This window comes from Legionella birminghamensis, from assembly GCF_900452515.1.
Lineage (GTDB): Bacteria > Pseudomonadota > Gammaproteobacteria > Legionellales > Legionellaceae > Legionella_C > Legionella_C birminghamensis.
The window spans coordinates 88,864-104,314 of record NZ_UGNW01000002.1 but is presented as its reverse complement, the minus strand read 5'-3'; the positions used below and the strand labels follow the sequence as shown (position 1 = coordinate 104,314).

Below are 15,451 nucleotides of genomic sequence, written 5' to 3'. Positions count from 1 at the left end.
CCCCCCTTTCACTTAAAAAATTTCTTTAATCACAATGGACGATTCCCGTAACTCAATGGCATCGGGATCCTGGTGACTTGAGGAGGAAATTTCTTTCGGTTCTGCAAAGGGTGATTCAGGAAGAATTAGATCTTTATCTGAAATATCATGAGCCAGTTTTTCAAATTGATGAATTCTTTTAACTGCTTCATTCGCACTTGGATCATTTTGAATCATTAAGGCACGATGATTTACTTTTTCCAAGGCATCAAAGTTAATTGCCCGTTCAACGAGCGGTACACAAATTTCTTTACGTTCTATGTATTGATTTTTTAATCGCGTGATGGGATGGTTTCCTACCAGGCGGATATAACATTCCATGTCATCAAGCGTCATAATATCGCCCTCTTCAACCGTATTTCGTTTGGTACGTTGCGAACCGACTGTATTCCCATCTCGTACAGAATCAGGCCCATAGGACTGACTTTCTTTCACCTCATTAATCACTTGTGACCCCAGATCCTTGGATACCCATTCCGCCACTTTCGATTTTGGGCTTCTAAAATAAATCGAGGTATTGAGTAAATCGGCAATGGCACCAGCCTCATGGTTACCATAGATAAAATCCAATTGGGCAATGGATTGAATGCCAATGGCAACGCATCCGCCAAACTTGCGAATATCAGCCAACGTGTCAGAAATGGTTTCTAGTCGATGAAGACTGGCTAATTCGTCCATGACAAGCCAAATGCGTCCTTTATTATTGGCCATAAGGGATTGAACGCCTTGCATGGCAAGTCCTAGCCAAAGTGAAATCAATGGCTTTATCTCTTTGTGGTATTTCGAACGTGAGGTAATAAATAACCAGCCCTTATTGTATTTTTTGGGGTCGGTTGTATTTTGGATCCATTCTTTAATTGAAAAATCTTCCTTCCCGGACTTATCAAGCCCTTCAAGAAAGCGCAGTGCCTTGGTGTAGGTTGCCAATACCGATTTAATTGAAATAGCGGTTTTTTCAATTTCCTTACTGACTAAATTTTCAGATTCAGTACCTTTAAGAATTCCCCTTATTTCTTCCAAAGAGGTAGTGAGCAATAGTTGCAACAGAAACACGGGATCTTTCTGTGCATAATCCCGGATTTTCCATGCCATCGAGGTAAAAATGGTTCTTGCCGAATCTACCCAGAATGGATCACTGCCTTGTACTGACTTAGGGATTAAATAGGAGGCGAATGAGCCAAACTCCAAAGGATTGGCACATTCTCTCCACATTTTCCAATTCGCACATAAGGTTGAAACAGGATTGAGTTCAATATCAATTCGCTCATCAAAAAAGTAAGGCTTAATAGTGCATTCTTTATCGTAGATGATTGCCGGCTCGCCCAATGCCCTAATCTGATCTAAAAGCATCATCATGGCTTGCGTCTTCCCAGCCCCTGTGGTTCCATGAAATAACATGCCTTGCCTTTCAGAGTACATCGGCAGGGGAATGCGATTCAAAAGCTTAATCTCTGATGCGCCTCGCGTGGACTGACTGACCGATTGGATAGTTTCTTTTGGGGAAGTGGCAAGACGGGTACCTGAAACAAATTGATCTTTGGTGTACTTTTCCCCCAATTTAATAAAGAACCGGTAAAAAAGTAGTGTAATCAATAGATAGACGGCTCCGCCAAAAAATAAAGAGACTTTCGACTTGGTGATAAGGCTTTCTTTAGCCAGGCGTACTGTCGATTGAATCATTGGACTGTTTTGATAAAGCTGTGCAGTTATCTTGCTCCCATTTAGGTTCGTCCATAGCACCTGATCCTCGTAATGCGCTTTGACCAGAATATGACTGATTTGGTTAAGTCCGACCAGCTTAAGCTCTGTCCATGCATAAAACACCATGATGACTGAGAACAGCACTATAAAACCAAAGATAGCCCAGCTAAAAATGCGATTGCTGACCTGGATCATCATTTTGGTTTTGTAATCAAAAATCTGACCCCCACTGATAAATTGCAAGATACTTTGCTTCATAGCCATTAATCCGATCTTTTAGCGGCTTTGGCTTGAGAAAAAAGACGTTCAATTTGTTGTATCAGAACACCTTGTCCTAAACGCTGGGCTTCCATATTAAAAAAGAAGATGGATAAAACGAGGCTAAATACAACCGTTCCCATAAGCAGCATTTCCAAATCATTCAATCGAAATACAACAATGCCTATCAGTAGTAGCAAGCCATAAAGCATCAGGTAGCATTTCAGGTAGTGCTTCATGAGCGTCTGAATAAACGGGGCAGACTTTAATTCGGATTGAATGGCAGTCCATAAAATAAACCCTTGCCCTAATCCACACAGAAGGAAAAAAAGAGGAATTAAATTAATAAAAACGACTTTGTTCAGAATGGCGAATAATGCGCTTCGATTCATATGAAAGCCCACAAGAACCGAGAGTTTCACTATTGCTATGGCTAAAACGCACAACAGCAGGTAAATCCTTCCCATCATTTTCAGATAGGGAATATACACTTGTTTGCCACTGAGTGTTTTAACCTTCAGTGTCGCCAACGCATTTAAATCATGCGTTAACGCCTCTTGAAATTGTTTCTGATCATTCATGATTTTCCTCCTTGTAAAAACGGTTATTGCCCACATAATCTTGCTTTTGCTTGCTGTATCGATGCGCTAAGCCTGATTGTGTGGAATGGATTGATTGTTGGGTATTTGCCGATTGGGTTTGATAGGTTTGAGACAAATCTTCCCTATTATCCATTCGTAACTCATGCGCCTGCTGGAGGGCATTGTCTTGCACCATACTTAAATGCCTTTCCTGGGATTTATTCAAAACATCCGATGAACCGCTGGCATGCGCTTGATTAATCTTTGATTGTTGGTGAGCACGTATAGAATCTCGTTGTGCTTCAAATTGGCTTCTTACCTCTGCAGAAGAAGGTTTAACCCACTGCCCCACTTGCTCTTTGATGGCCGACTTTCCTTGAGTCGATCCCATAAATTCATCCGCCAGTTTTTGCTGTGCGCTCAAACTTGCCGTATCGCCGCCTAAAAGCCACTGCTCCCCTTGAACCCCATGACGCTGAACCACCCAATCATGAAATGCTTGATCGAGTACCCTATCCATACTAGAGGAGTGTTCTTTCACTTGATTGGCCATGTGCTGATAGTTTTCTCCTTTACTGTATTCCGTAGACGCCATATCCGATAAGGCCTGTCCTTGCGATAAATTGGCGGCAATCTGCTCAGATTTAGATAAATTAAACGAATCATTGGCATCCAGATGATGCGTCTTGGCGGTCGCTTCCATATGATTTAAAGCATTGGAAAAGGACTGGCCTTCACTGGAATTAAAGAAGGCTTGAACAGCGTTAGATTGGGATGTGCCAGCTCTTGCACTCACACTGCCCTCCCCAGAAAGGCCTGTAGTCCAGTTGACGAGAGAACCGAATATTCCACGGCGAGTATCGATTCTTCCAGCAACAGCTGCATCGATAGAGACTTGCCCTGACTTGTCATGATGCTGATTGTATTGATTGACCGCATCCTGCATTTGACGAATATCTTGATTGAGTGCATTACTAAGCGTTTTATTAATCCCTGTTCCCTCACGCACTTCATTGCCATCAGTTTCACTAAATTGAGATAATCCGCTAAATGCTTGCTGTAAATGCGAATCGGCGCTCGTACGATACGATTCCGCATTATGGAACGATTGACTGGCATTTTCTTGCAAGGATGCGCTAATGCGATCTGATGCATGCAATCGGGTTGCTATCTGGCTTATGGCAGGCTGCGCATTAATGACGCGCGAACCATCTGCGCCAGCCGAAAGGAGCGCCCCATTGCCCGCTTGTACGGTGGCTCTACCCTCCATATGCTGGAAATTGGTATCCCATTTATGCGCATGGGTATTGTCATAATTCATATTCCAGCCGCTGTAGGAAGCCATTGAAATGTTTCCCTGGGTAGCCGATTGGGCTTCTCCCGTGGATAATGATTGCGCCATTCCCCCTAGATGTTGAGAGGCAGCACTTAAGAGGTTCGGTAACCCTTTGGCAATAAAAAGCGCAATGACCGGTACACTGATGGCCAAGCCACCAGCGGTATAGGCAAAGCTGCTTTGAATACTGGCGATTGAATCAACGGTAGAAAAAGTAACCCCGCCGTTTTTCGCACCAAATAAGGTCAGCGTTGTGGCGGAGGCTAAAGAAACAAAAAAATGAATAATGATGAACATTGGTGGCCAAGACCATAAAAAAACCTGGGTTTGCAGGTAAATCATGTACACCCCATGCATGGCGGGCACGAGTGCTAGCAGCATCACCAAAGGAAAAATACACAAGGTCAGCATCCAAAACACCGTCATGTAATAAGGCAATCGATACCCTGCAAGCCAAAAACTATTGGCCTCCGCGACATGCATCTTTTGCAGACTGGAGGTATTGGTATAATTCATCAATTCCGCATCGGCTCCTGCAAAAGCAAAGGCATCTAAGGCGGAATCACGCGTGGCATTAATCAAAATATTTTGCGTTAAAATATTGGCCGCATCCTTGGATACATTCATAAAATAAGAGTGTGCGGCAGCGAGTCCATCACTAAACTTCTCTTTGTTGCCTTGGGTCATGATTTGCGACAAGTGCACTAACTGTTTTTCAACCCCCTCATTCAGTTGCGGTTTTAATTGTTCGGCAGCCTCAATGCAGCTTAAATTACTGCCATCATGGAATAAAACACGGTAAATAGGCGAAGGATGTGCGAAATAAAGCTGGATTAAATCGGCGCTACCCTTCAATTCATTAGGCGTAATTTGCTGACTTCCTAACAGTTTCGCTGAAAAAATACACTGTCTGATGTACGCTGATAAATCACGGGACAATTCGGGAGAAAGCGTTAAATTAGCACTGGAGGCGGCCAACCAAGTCCGCGCCCCAAAGAGCATCCCTGTTTTGGTATAGTCCAAATCATTCGGCATTATAAATATGTCACTGAATACCTTCGTAATCCCATAACCAATGCCACTAATGATGGCAGCGGGAAGCCCAACGCCTAACGGCACGTTATCTACAGTCAGCGCCGAGCCTGCTGAATCCGCAGTTTGCATATCCACAATCGCGACGGGGACTTTGAGCCCTAAAATGCAAAACAGCAAGAAAAACGTACAAAGGACATAGCGACTAATTGCCTGGATTTTCTTTCCAGTAACATACTGAAACCCGACAACGCCTACGGCTAGAATACTGACAATATCTTGAGCTGCCTCATAGGTTGAAGTCCCTAATAAGGTCACCATCGCATCGAGTACCGTCTTTAAATATTCCCCGTTTTGCGGCGTATAAATGGTTAAAAGACTCATTGTAGGTCTCCATAATAGGCGGTTCTTAGGGTCGGGGTTAAGGCACTGAGCGCTTGTTTCACGTTATTGCGTATTAATTCATTGGTTTGCAAGGCCGCATTAAACCGCTCACGGCTTTCTGTGTTAAAACGGGTGACGAACTGTTGGGCGATTTGCAGATTTTTATATAAGCGCTCTTCATTATGCGCACCGATTTCCTTGCCAGAGAGCGAGGCGCGGATTACATCAAGGGAGTTAGAGAGATACTGTGCTAGCAAGTCAGTGGCAACACTTTGCGCTAATTCAAAGCTGCCCTGAATGCCGGTGTTTTGTTGCGCATTGGCGGAGATAAGATTAAAGACAGCAGGCTGGGTTAATTCAATCAATCCCTTTTGTTTGTCGGTTAATGCTTCCCCCTTTTTGATACGGTCATATATCCCCTGCAGAAGTTCCTGGACTTGGGACACCAAGGCCTTTTTGACATTAATTTCTTGCGTACTGGTCGCATCAATGGATAAACAATGCGACTCAGCGCCGGGATCTGTACAACGGTAGCTCGGTAATTTTCCGCCATACAATAAGGCTTTAATAAAATCTTGATTGGTAGCTAAGGAAGGATAAGTAAGCAATGCCCCTTTACTATTAAATACAATCGTTCCTGAAATGGACATGTACACTTCTGCTAATTTGGGATCTTCCGCAATGAACTGATTAATTTGCAGTGAATCCCATACGACATTGGTATTGATTAATAAGCGATCTTTATACTCTGGGTTATTTTTAGCTTCCTGTAACAGGGTTTCAGCCTCCCCTCCGGTAGAGCAGCGTTGACGAGCCATTGCCCAATCCGTAAAAGTCCCTTTGTGGCGGCCTAAATCTTCACAAAGACGCTGTTGAGCCGCTCGATTTCTAGGCCATAAGGCCGCACTTAAATTTTCTCCCATTTCACAGGAATTAAAATTAGTCCCATTGATCTCATTGGCAAGCTTCTGCATAAATTGCATGGCATGCGCTATTTCAGGAAGTTCCGTCTCTAACGCCAGATTTAAGGCATAACCTGCCCCTCCTGATAAAATGTTTTGCATGAATTTTACGATCTGATCGGATTTGATAAAGGAGAACCCACCAGCAAATAAATCAATCCCCCCGCAACCAGAACGCATGCCAGGGACATCCACATGCGCTAATCGGATAGTTCGTACCTGATTACGGGCATACACGGAACCTAATGCCGCAAAGCCGGCTGCCTGCGTTTGATAGGCATGCGATCCGGTCACATTGGCATCAAACCCCAGGTTATTAAAAAAATGGGTCAGATCAGACTCGGCATTAGCAAACAGTTGACTTGCACCAAACAGCAAGGCGACTGCACAACTTTTTTTAGCAAAATGCATGAAGGTAAATGGGTTAGTCATGATATGTCTCCTCCAAATGGGTCAGCAATTCATCCACTCGCTTTGCCAGTTGGGCAGGTTGTGCTTCACCAAATAGCACGGCATAGGCCTGATTGGTTGGGCGGTTCACCAGGTAGAGAGCAGGCACTACGGGCTTGTATTCACCCGAGACATACAAGTTTTGAAATAATTGGGGCGTTAAATTGCTTGCATCAAATCCTTCAAGCGACTCTCCATCCAAGCTATAGGCTTCCACAGGAATGTTAAAATAAGCGGTAAAATCTTTAAGAATGGGTGCAAATTGATGGCAATGCGGGCAAGTCGAGCGATAAATAAAGATAAAATAATAGGCTTCCCGAAGCTCATCGAGCCTTTTTTTCCTAGTGCTATCCAATTCGTACTGCGCCTGCTTTTTATTTAACAGCGCGTTTAACTCATCTAATGCCACATTCGCAAAAACAGGCATTGTCAGAATGGATAAGAGGACAAACCAAATTCCTTTTTTCATTCACTCACCCCTTCATAGCTCAATCGTTTAAACTGGGTCATCACATCAAAAATCCGTTCTTTAATTTCCTCCAGTGATAAAAAGCCATAAGACACCGGCGACATCCGATTGCTTTTTAAATCCACAAAATAAAGCGCGGGCATGTATTTCGCTTCAATCGCCATTTGCTTTTGAATCACCTCAAGAGGGATTGATTTGGGATTAGGAAGCCCTTCTATTAATTGGCCATCGGTTGATACCGAAATCATCGAAAACCCATATTCCTTAATGAAAGGCAGTAAATGCATGACGAACTTTTGGGAAATAGAACTGGTTCCTCGATAAAATAAAAGAAAGCCATAACGGGCACTGCTTTCATGAATAACCTTGTTGATTAGTAATTTCTGCGCATCATTCCGAACTGCGATGGCGGTATTATCGGTGGGGAAATTTAAGCTGCTGTCCAGTTCTGGATGCATTAACAACACTTGTTGCCAATAGCGCACAAACTGCTGGTTATTTTTTGAATATGCCATCTGGGCTTTCATATAATCATGCGTAGCATTGAAAGAGGGCTCTAACAAGGCTTGTGCTAATTTATTCAGTGTTTCCTGGCGCATCGCCATTAAGCGCTCATAGGGTGATTTAACCGCGGCAGGCGCTGGCGGTGTCTTTGGGGCAGGCTTTTGAACGGGCTCTGCAGTATACCAATGAAATCCTTTTGGCAGTTCCTGCAGCATTTCTGCATGAAGACCATTCAAACTAAAATAGAAGGCGATACACCAAAGCAGACGACTCATAATTCGCCTGCCTTTTTTTGAATTCGCTTCGTCACTTCATCAAGGGTCTGCTGTGGGTTGGGCGTGGTCAGTTTTAAATCCCCTGCGATCCCTGCTTCCCGGTTAGGCGTTCCCTGCCCATAAGGATAGATTGGCGTTACAAAATCAACCTCATTCAAATTCATGTTTTGAAGTTCAACGATACTTAACCCGGCACAGGTCGGATCCTCTGCACTCCCTAAGCCCTGCGGATTCACTTGCGTCAAGCGAGCTTCCTGGATGATTCGCGCCATCTTACTAGGAAAAACACAATAAGAGCGCTTTTTCTCTAAACAAACCCCTGCGACTTCTTGACTACAAAACTCGCCCAGGTAATGAGCCACATAATTTAATTTGGCTTTGCCCAAAGCCTTGTCTTCCTCACGGCAATGGGTCAAATCAATCGCTTTCCCCCAGCCTTTATCGTGGCAGCAGTCAATGATATCGACTGGCCATATTTTGCATTGAACCGCTTTACCGCTAAATAGAGACATATTTGGCTGTTGGCTTAACTCTCGTCCTGCCTCTCCAGCAACCGCCAGGGCAGAAACACTTTGCCCAAAGTCCGCATTTTGGGTTTCGATGTGTTCAATACATTCCCCATCGGCGCAGAATAAGTCTTTGACACATTCCACGGGCGATTGGCAGACATTTTCCTGGCAGCTATAGGTTTGTTTATAGAGAGCACAATAATTGTTTTCATAGCGACTGCACTCAGAAGCAATTTGAAGACATCCTTTATTTTTCTGAAGCGTGCATTCATCGGCCGTAGCACTTGAACACGAATAGACGAACTCACGCGCCCAGCAATCCCGCGATACGGGCAACCCTTCAATAGTTTTCGATGACTGGGAGTCCGTACATCGTTCTTTTTTTAGCCGGCAAAGCCCGCCTTGCTTTTCAAAGGGCGTGCAATTGCTTATCCAGATTTCCTGGCTAATATAAGGCTTTGAATTGGCATTAACCGTTAAAGCCACTTGAATGGGATAAGATCTTCCCCATTCCTTATTGATAAAAAAGGTAATCACCCCGTTATTGGCGCAGCTTGGATACCCTATAACCTGCACCCAATAGGCATTATCGCCATTGTTTTGGATCGCATGGACACTGGCTTGCAGTTGATCGCAAGGATGTTGCATGCGGATAGGATAAGGAACCATGCTTGAAGCCGCATTGGTGACTACCCCGGTGAATAAATTAACCGTAATCACCCCAGTCCATTTCTTCGCCACCACAAACGAAAAATCAGCGCGCTGCATTACTTTTTCAGATTCCACTATGACTTTCAGTGTTTTACTGCAGGTTTGATCCGGCAATAACCGCGAACTAAAGCACTGCTCTTCATGGGTTTTCATTTCGCAAACCGGCGCTTGGCTATCGCACTGCACCCTATCGTTTGAAATCCCATGCACAATGGCATAACTTTCATCTTGAATAAGTTGGGATTGCGCTAAGACAGAACTGGATAGATTCAGTTCAAACTGATTCCTCCCAAAATTATCAATGACTATTCGTGCAGCCTGGTCATTTTGAATGGCGGCTTGTGCACTACTGGACAAATCCGTTTTTTCTGTTTGAATTCCCTGGTAGTACCCTTCCTGCTCGGGATGTTCTGAATAGTTATCGAAGAGAGAATGCGGATTAAAAGCATTCATTGACTCTTTAGGTTGTGCGCTTAAGGATTTGGCATAATTTTTTAAGGTGTCAAAGTCAGACCCTGTTTGGTTTGCCAAGCAAGTAAAAGAGCACCATAGGGTAAGAAAAAACCACTTAGACATGGCCTTTCTCCAATATCAGTTGTGCAACCTTTGCTGCGGTTTCTCCTTTATCCGCAATGAGCTGTAAACTGTTTTTAATGGATGCATTGCCATAAACCACATCAAAGGGCTGTTCTTTGCAGAGCAACTGTTGGCCGCATGAAACAGGCCTTTTGCTGACTACCAGTGCGGGAACGGCCGTAATATGAAACTGCTCAAACCATAAGGGATCGACCGATACCCCATTAAAGGCCAGTCTTTTTGGTTTGGCCTTGGCATTGAGTTTAGAAAAAGCCGTGATCGTTTTTTTGAAGTCCCCTTCGATCAGTCCATTAATCACCACTGGAATGTTATAAGAGGCCGCCTCATCGGCCAGTGCAAACAGCAACGCGTCTGGCATTGAAAAGGAAACGAATAATACCGCCCCATCAATGGTTTGACCTTTTGGTGCGTGGGCCGTTTGCTTTTGCGTGCTTTGAATAATGGTTTCAATCAGCGTTCGATTCGCATCATACGTCTGATTAGAGGATTGATTTAGCCGGATCAAAACGTCTTGAGATAGGGTGTTCTGCTGCCGTTCGCTGGTTTGTGATGCCTCGTTTAGGAGATCATTCACATTGGCATGGCTTGTTGTAATCGTTAATAGGCTTATTAACAAAATCCCTAAATAATTCATGATCTTCCTCATCATTAAAGAAAACAGCAGTTTCTTTTTTTCCATATTAAGAACCCGAAATTGTCGCCATCCCCAGGATAGGTGTGACCCGCTTCCCAGCCCACCACCGATTGCCCAAACGGATGGCAACGATGCGCTTCAGGCAAGGTATTGACTAACTGATATCGATAGCGGTTTTTGGGCATAATGCTGGATGCATAGGTGTGGCAGATGGCAGGCCAATCCTTGCCGATTGAATCGCGAATGGCCGGTGTTGGCGGCCGATGGAGTTTAAAATCGACGCGCTCGGCTAATAATGCAGCTGCACTAATAGGACTGGATTGATGGGCAACAAAGCCTGTTAATGGATAGGTAGAACCCTGTGCCCCCTGGCACCAAAATAGGCTATTGACCGCTGTACCACCAAGCGCTTTCGTAGCATCAAAAGCACAAGACGCTCTCACGGGAGGGGACGTAAATAATACCGCCTCAGGATTGATGATGAAGGCGAGTTCTGAGTCATTCCAGGTCGGATCTAATTCTGAAGGATACAAAATGTCAAAATCCTCTGTCTCCATACAGCCCAGAGAGGTTAACACCTGCAGCCAATAGACCAGGGGGTATTTGTACCAATGCACATAATAAAACGCCCCACGGCCATCGGTTTCCGGGAATTGCGAGCCACCTAATCCTTTTTTGGTTACTTTCAGCTGTACTCCCAGATTCACCATGCACCAGGGCTTACGAGTGACATCCACTAATGCAGTCGGCTCCCAATATCCAATGGTTACGCCCAAGCGCTCGCCAATGGGCGTGGGGCATAAACACAGGGGATTCCCTGGGTTTTTTGTATCAGGATAACTGCTTTTAACGACGTCACTACTCCCAATCGTCAGTGGAAATAAACAGTTCCAGCACACATCGGTAATGGGATTCACAAAATGCCCTTTGCACTGTGAAGCATATAATGCGCTATGAGTGCCTAATAAAACGAGTAAAATGCACCTTAAAATGAGTTGACTTGTCATATCCAACCCCCAATAATGTGCAACCTCCTACGGCTACTCATCGCGATACTTAAGCAAAACGAAACGCTTACAAGGAGTAGACAAGGATTAACCGTTCTAAGCCATTCGGCATGCTCCAGCAAATAGGCAGGCAAAAGGATCCAAATCATCTGAATTAAAATCGCCCCATAAAAACCAACCCAAGCCCAATGATTGGCTCGATTTGGATTGCTCATAGCTCTCCCTGTCAAGGAGAGACAGGAAGACATTGAGAAATAAATTCCAATCACACAGCCGGTGATCGCTAACGCAGAAGGCCATTGATGGTGTGCTAAGGCTTGAAGAAACGCTGTCGGATGTTCAGACCATAATATGGCCACTATTAATGCAATGAAGGCATGATAAATCCCATAAAGACTTATGGATAACGTTTTTTTTATGCCCCGTGTTAATGTCATGGTTCTCATGGTTTTTTCCTATTAGACTTACTATTCACCGCAGTTAATTTCCTGAATGCTCCAAACAACTCCCTTTTGCCTTACGATGGAAGGCACATGTTGGAGATGAAAATAACTGCTCAAGCGCCCTTCCAAATCAAAATAAATTGAACCCAGCAAGCTTGACGTCTCCCTAACGTCCCCTCCCGTTAAAATAAATTTTACAAAGTCATATTGTTTGTAATGCGTGTGAACCCATGCCATTTGTTTGGGATCATCGGCGTTAAAGAAAAGCAACGTCTTTGAAAAGGAAGTACGTTCAAAGGGATTCAAACGGGTACCTGCTTTGGCGATTAATACACCATCAGGTGTATAAAGCGTTTGATTGACGATGATACTGGGATCTATTTCATACACTCTGGGGGACTTTGTAGTCGATAGATGAAGCGGATTAGGCCGCCTGACATGGGCTTCAACACGTGAAATTAACTGTTTCTGGTGCTGTTGTAATTCACCAGAACGCTCCATTCGATGGAGCTTATTCATAATCACTTCACGGATATCCTGCTCAATAATGGGAAACAACTCCCCATAATTTCCCAAATTTTGAGCGTACACAGACACCACACCCATGAATAATGACAACGCAAAACCGGCTCGTTTTTTCATGATCCTTTGAGTTTCTCCAAGGCGATTGCTATCACTTCATCTGTGACATCCAGCGATCCGCTGGCGATAACCGTCGCGGCAATCAAGGTCAGATGACGTGATTCGCCAAATTCTGAAAGCACCTGTGGCAATAAAGACGAATAATGGCTTAATACGGCCTTCTGCTCTTTTTCAGATAAATGGCTTTGACTTAACAAAACGGCTGGCTGATTTAAAACACGTTGCATATCGACAATGGCAATGGGCGCTTCTTTCTTATGGCTCCATGTCAAAACACCAAAAAGTACGGCACCCGTTAAACCGGCTAGGAGATATTTAGAATTAAACCGCATCGACAAGCCCCTCCTCGACTAATAAATCCCTGGATAACCCATAATCTTCACTGGCCACCATCAAACTGGCCTCAACGTATGAGAGCCCCTCCGCGACATAATTCATAACCTTTTGGTAGTCGTGTCCATCTGAAGACAATAAAACCCGGGTAAAGGGATCAACGAATAAGCGATGAAAGGATGAAATACCGTCGGCACGTACCAACACTTGCGAAAAGCCCGCATCTTTGGCTTTAGGGAATGACCTCAATAATGTCAGTTCATAATCAGAAAAGGTGTTATGCGCATTTTGATGTTTGGTTAATGAATCGGCGTCCTGAAGAAAAACGAGTTTTAATGAAGAGTTTTCCCAGGCGGCCCGTGCCTCTGGAAAAGAATAATAATCATCAATCCCCTGCGTGATAGTGACAAAGGAGGCATTATGTCTTCGTCCGGTTCGAAATCCTCGATTAATGAAATTAACCGCCACTTGATCACCTGAGAACAAAGACCAGGCTTCATCGATGACACACATTTTCTGGCGGCTGCGATCGGAATTAAACATCCGATTTTGGAATTGGGATAAGATAGACAGCAGAACAGGGGCGCGAATGGTTTCATCATCTTCAATTTCTTTTAAGTCGACTACGATAATGCGTGCTTCAGGGGATAATTTTGAAGGGGCATTAAACACCGTGCCATGCTCTGAATAAGTACAGAAGGGATCTAGGTTTTTTGCGAGAATTTTTCCTGTAGGGAATTTTTCCCGATCGCGCTGGTATAACTCTAACAATTGGCTTTGGACGGTATCAATAGTGGTGGCTTGGCCATGTTCAAAGAAGGCCTTAAGAATGGCCTCTCGCAAGGTGCCCCGGTCATCATCGCTCGCGCCATCTTTTGAGCAAGCCAACAATTGAAACAAGGAAAGAATATGCTTTATTTCTTTTCCAATGTTGGTGACATGAGTAAAGGGGTTCATCGAAAGATTGGCATATTCAAGATAGACACCGCCTAAGGCATGGCAAAGTTTTTTGTAACTTCCGCCAACATCCACGATAAACAGATCGCCTCCATTAAAAAGAATATTGAGCATTAACATTTGAATAAAAAAACTTTTACCGCCACCTGAAGTGCCGGTAATGGCAATGTTGTAATTCGTTCCTAATTTTCCTGAAAAAGGATCGATGCAGGCGAATTGGTTGCGAAGTGTTGGCAGTAACATCCCTTTTCCAGTCCCCGCCCAATCTGAAAGAACGGGCATGTATTGCGTGGCATTCCATGAAGAAATTGGCCACATCATGGTGGGCAGCTGGAATCCTTTTTGCAAATGATTAGTGAATAGAAAGGGCATGGATGCCAAAAAATACGGGGGTTGCATCCGACGGCTTAAAGCGAGTTTAATGCCATTGTAAGAAAAGCAAACCCGGGCAGCCTCCAGATCACGAGCCTGCTCTGACGGTCTTGAGAATAAAACAAGGTTGTACAGCATTCTACAAGAGCGGGTTTTTCCTGCTGCCAAATCATCACGGAAATGACGCCATTCACGGGCTTTTTTTTCAGTACCCGCCACATGAAGCGCATAATCCCCCTTGGCTTTTTTATCTAAATCGCCGGTTTTTCGATTGGCTCGTCCCTGCGCTTTAGTCTGCTCTTCAATCAGATAGGTGACTGAAATGATGTGATTACAAGGAATACTCTGCTCAGGATGGAACACATTATTAGTATTATTGATGTTATCCCAAAGATGATACTGGCGCGGTAATTCATCAATGGTCATAACCGAAGCCACTGTCTCAAACGCTTTACCTTGATGATTAACTCCACTAATGAGGAGCCCTTCCTTGGTGATTTCCACATCGAAGTCATGCCCCACGGCCTGATATTTAATGAATCGGCTGGGATCATAGGCGGATGATTTGGGGTAAAGCGTGTCGGGTTCGTTCGCAAGGTAGAAATGGAGTAAGCGCAATAAGTCCACGGCATGACAGGCTCTGAAACCAATTTTAGCGGACATCAATGCCGCTTCAAATGCAACACGAAATTGAGCAAACTGCGCTTTTGTCTCTTCCTCCTGTTTACCATTCATTTTATCGATAGCGATATAGCACTCTGTTTGCGTAAGTCTTGGATTCACATTGGTATTGGTTTTAAATCCATGAATGGCCGCTTCGCCATAAAATGAACGAAGGGATCGGCCGAGCAGGTTTAGATTTTTAAAATCCCGGGAAATGAATTGATTTAGAAATGCATCCAATTCATGTCCTACCTGATTGTGCTTTACCAAAATGAGTTGAAGACTATATTCATCAGACACTTTGGTTCTTAAGATTGAATCCAGTTGCTCAGCAATCTTTTCATTTGCACCGGTTAAAGGGGTAATGCGGTACAATAATCCAGTATTCCAGCGATTAATGAACAGATGTGAGTCTTCATCATAATACTGATAAGGAAGTTCTTCACAAAATAAAGGATACCGATGGTCGCTTGCATGCAAAGTATTTTGTTGAGAGATAGACTCCTCTCCAGCAACCAAATAGTCATTGACTGAATTTTTAAAATCCTGGAAGTATTGTTTAAGCGCTCCGAGCATGCCTTTTCCTAAAAAA

Annotated in this window: 12 protein-coding genes; all 12 read right to left on the bottom strand. The window is 44.1% G+C overall.

Features of this window, described 5'->3' with window-relative positions:
- Positions 1-12: 12 nt before the first annotated feature.
- Positions 13-2,004, bottom strand: a complete 1,992-nt coding sequence (gene traD / locus DYH42_RS15910; protein ID WP_242604336.1) for a type IV conjugative transfer system coupling protein TraD — start codon at positions 2,002-2,004, stop codon at positions 13-15.
- Positions 2,004-2,579: a hypothetical protein gene (locus tag DYH42_RS15905; protein ID WP_058523954.1), complete on the bottom strand. Its 576-nt coding sequence runs from the start codon at positions 2,577-2,579 to the stop codon at positions 2,004-2,006. The genes traD and DYH42_RS15905 overlap by 1 nt, the downstream gene beginning before the upstream one ends.
- Positions 2,572-5,331 (bottom strand): conjugal transfer protein TraG N-terminal domain-containing protein, encoded by a 2,760-nt coding sequence (locus DYH42_RS15900; protein ID WP_058523955.1) that lies wholly within the window; start codon positions 5,329-5,331, stop codon positions 2,572-2,574. Before DYH42_RS15900 ends, DYH42_RS15905 begins: the two co-directional genes overlap by 8 nt.
- On the bottom strand, positions 5,328-6,725 hold the full coding sequence (locus tag DYH42_RS15895) for a conjugal transfer protein TraH (RefSeq protein WP_058523956.1): 1,398 nt from the start codon (positions 6,723-6,725) through the stop codon (positions 5,328-5,330). Before DYH42_RS15895 ends, DYH42_RS15900 begins: the two co-directional genes overlap by 4 nt.
- Positions 6,718-7,212, bottom strand: a complete 495-nt coding sequence (gene trbB, locus DYH42_RS15890; RefSeq protein WP_058523957.1) for a type-F conjugative transfer system pilin assembly thiol-disulfide isomerase TrbB — start codon at positions 7,210-7,212, stop codon at positions 6,718-6,720. The genes DYH42_RS15895 and trbB overlap by 8 nt, the downstream gene beginning before the upstream one ends.
- A complete protein-coding gene (gene traF / locus DYH42_RS15885; protein ID WP_058523958.1) occupies positions 7,209-7,991 on the bottom strand; it encodes a type-F conjugative transfer system pilin assembly protein TraF in 783 nt (260 codons plus the stop codon). The genes trbB and traF overlap by 4 nt, the downstream gene beginning before the upstream one ends.
- The gene (gene traN / locus DYH42_RS15880; protein ID WP_058523959.1) at positions 7,988-9,787 is read right to left on the bottom strand and encodes a type-F conjugative transfer system mating-pair stabilization protein TraN; all 1,800 of its coding nucleotides are present in this window, start codon (positions 9,785-9,787) and stop codon (positions 7,988-7,990) included. Before traN ends, traF begins: the two co-directional genes overlap by 4 nt.
- Positions 9,780-10,442 carry a type-F conjugative transfer system pilin assembly protein TrbC gene (gene trbC / locus DYH42_RS15875; protein WP_058523988.1) on the bottom strand — a complete coding sequence of 221 codons (663 nt, stop codon included), beginning with the start codon at positions 10,440-10,442 and terminating at the stop codon, positions 9,780-9,782. The genes traN and trbC overlap by 8 nt, the downstream gene beginning before the upstream one ends.
- Before the next feature lie 14 nt (positions 10,443-10,456).
- A complete protein-coding gene (gene traU / locus DYH42_RS15870; RefSeq protein WP_058523960.1) occupies positions 10,457-11,449 on the bottom strand; it encodes a conjugal transfer pilus assembly protein TraU in 993 nt (330 codons plus the stop codon).
- A 467-nt stretch (positions 11,450-11,916) separates the two neighbouring features.
- Complete coding sequence (traW, locus tag DYH42_RS15860; protein WP_058523962.1) at positions 11,917-12,534, bottom strand: type-F conjugative transfer system protein TraW; 618 nt, start codon at positions 12,532-12,534, stop codon at positions 11,917-11,919.
- Complete coding sequence (locus DYH42_RS15855; RefSeq protein WP_058523963.1) at positions 12,531-12,866, bottom strand: TrbI F-type domain-containing protein; 336 nt, start codon at positions 12,864-12,866, stop codon at positions 12,531-12,533. The genes traW and DYH42_RS15855 overlap by 4 nt, the downstream gene beginning before the upstream one ends.
- Positions 12,856-15,435, bottom strand: coding sequence for a type IV secretion system protein TraC (gene traC, locus DYH42_RS15850; RefSeq protein WP_058523964.1), 2,580 nt, complete (start codon positions 15,433-15,435; stop codon positions 12,856-12,858). The genes DYH42_RS15855 and traC overlap by 11 nt, the downstream gene beginning before the upstream one ends.
- Positions 15,436-15,451 lie beyond the last annotated feature (16 nt).

Excerpts from the sequence above, each read along its gene's own strand:
- traD (WP_242604336.1), bottom strand. The coding sequence starts at position 2,004 with ATGGCTATGAAGCAAAGTATCTTGCAATTTATCAGTGGGGGTCAGATT.
- DYH42_RS15905 (WP_058523954.1), bottom strand. The coding sequence starts at position 2,579 with ATGAATGATCAGAAACAATTTCAAGAGGCGTTAACGCATGATTTAAAT.
- DYH42_RS15900 (WP_058523955.1), bottom strand. The coding sequence starts at position 5,331 with ATGAGTCTTTTAACCATTTATACGCCGCAAAACGGGGAATATTTAAAG.
- DYH42_RS15895 (WP_058523956.1), bottom strand. The coding sequence starts at position 6,725 with ATGACTAACCCATTTACCTTCATGCATTTTGCTAAAAAAAGTTGTGCA.
- trbB (WP_058523957.1), bottom strand. The coding sequence starts at position 7,212 with ATGAAAAAAGGAATTTGGTTTGTCCTCTTATCCATTCTGACAATGCCT.
- traF (WP_058523958.1), bottom strand. The coding sequence starts at position 7,991 with ATGAGTCGTCTGCTTTGGTGTATCGCCTTCTATTTTAGTTTGAATGGT.
- traN (WP_058523959.1), bottom strand. The coding sequence starts at position 9,787 with ATGTCTAAGTGGTTTTTTCTTACCCTATGGTGCTCTTTTACTTGCTTG.
- trbC (WP_058523988.1), bottom strand. The coding sequence starts at position 10,442 with ATGAATTATTTAGGGATTTTGTTAATAAGCCTATTAACGATTACAACA.
- traU (WP_058523960.1), bottom strand. The coding sequence starts at position 11,449 with ATGACAAGTCAACTCATTTTAAGGTGCATTTTACTCGTTTTATTAGGC.
- traW (WP_058523962.1), bottom strand. The coding sequence starts at position 12,534 with ATGAAAAAACGAGCCGGTTTTGCGTTGTCATTATTCATGGGTGTGGTG.
- DYH42_RS15855 (WP_058523963.1), bottom strand. The coding sequence starts at position 12,866 with ATGCGGTTTAATTCTAAATATCTCCTAGCCGGTTTAACGGGTGCCGTA.
- traC (WP_058523964.1), bottom strand. The coding sequence starts at position 15,435 with ATGCTCGGAGCGCTTAAACAATACTTCCAGGATTTTAAAAATTCAGTC.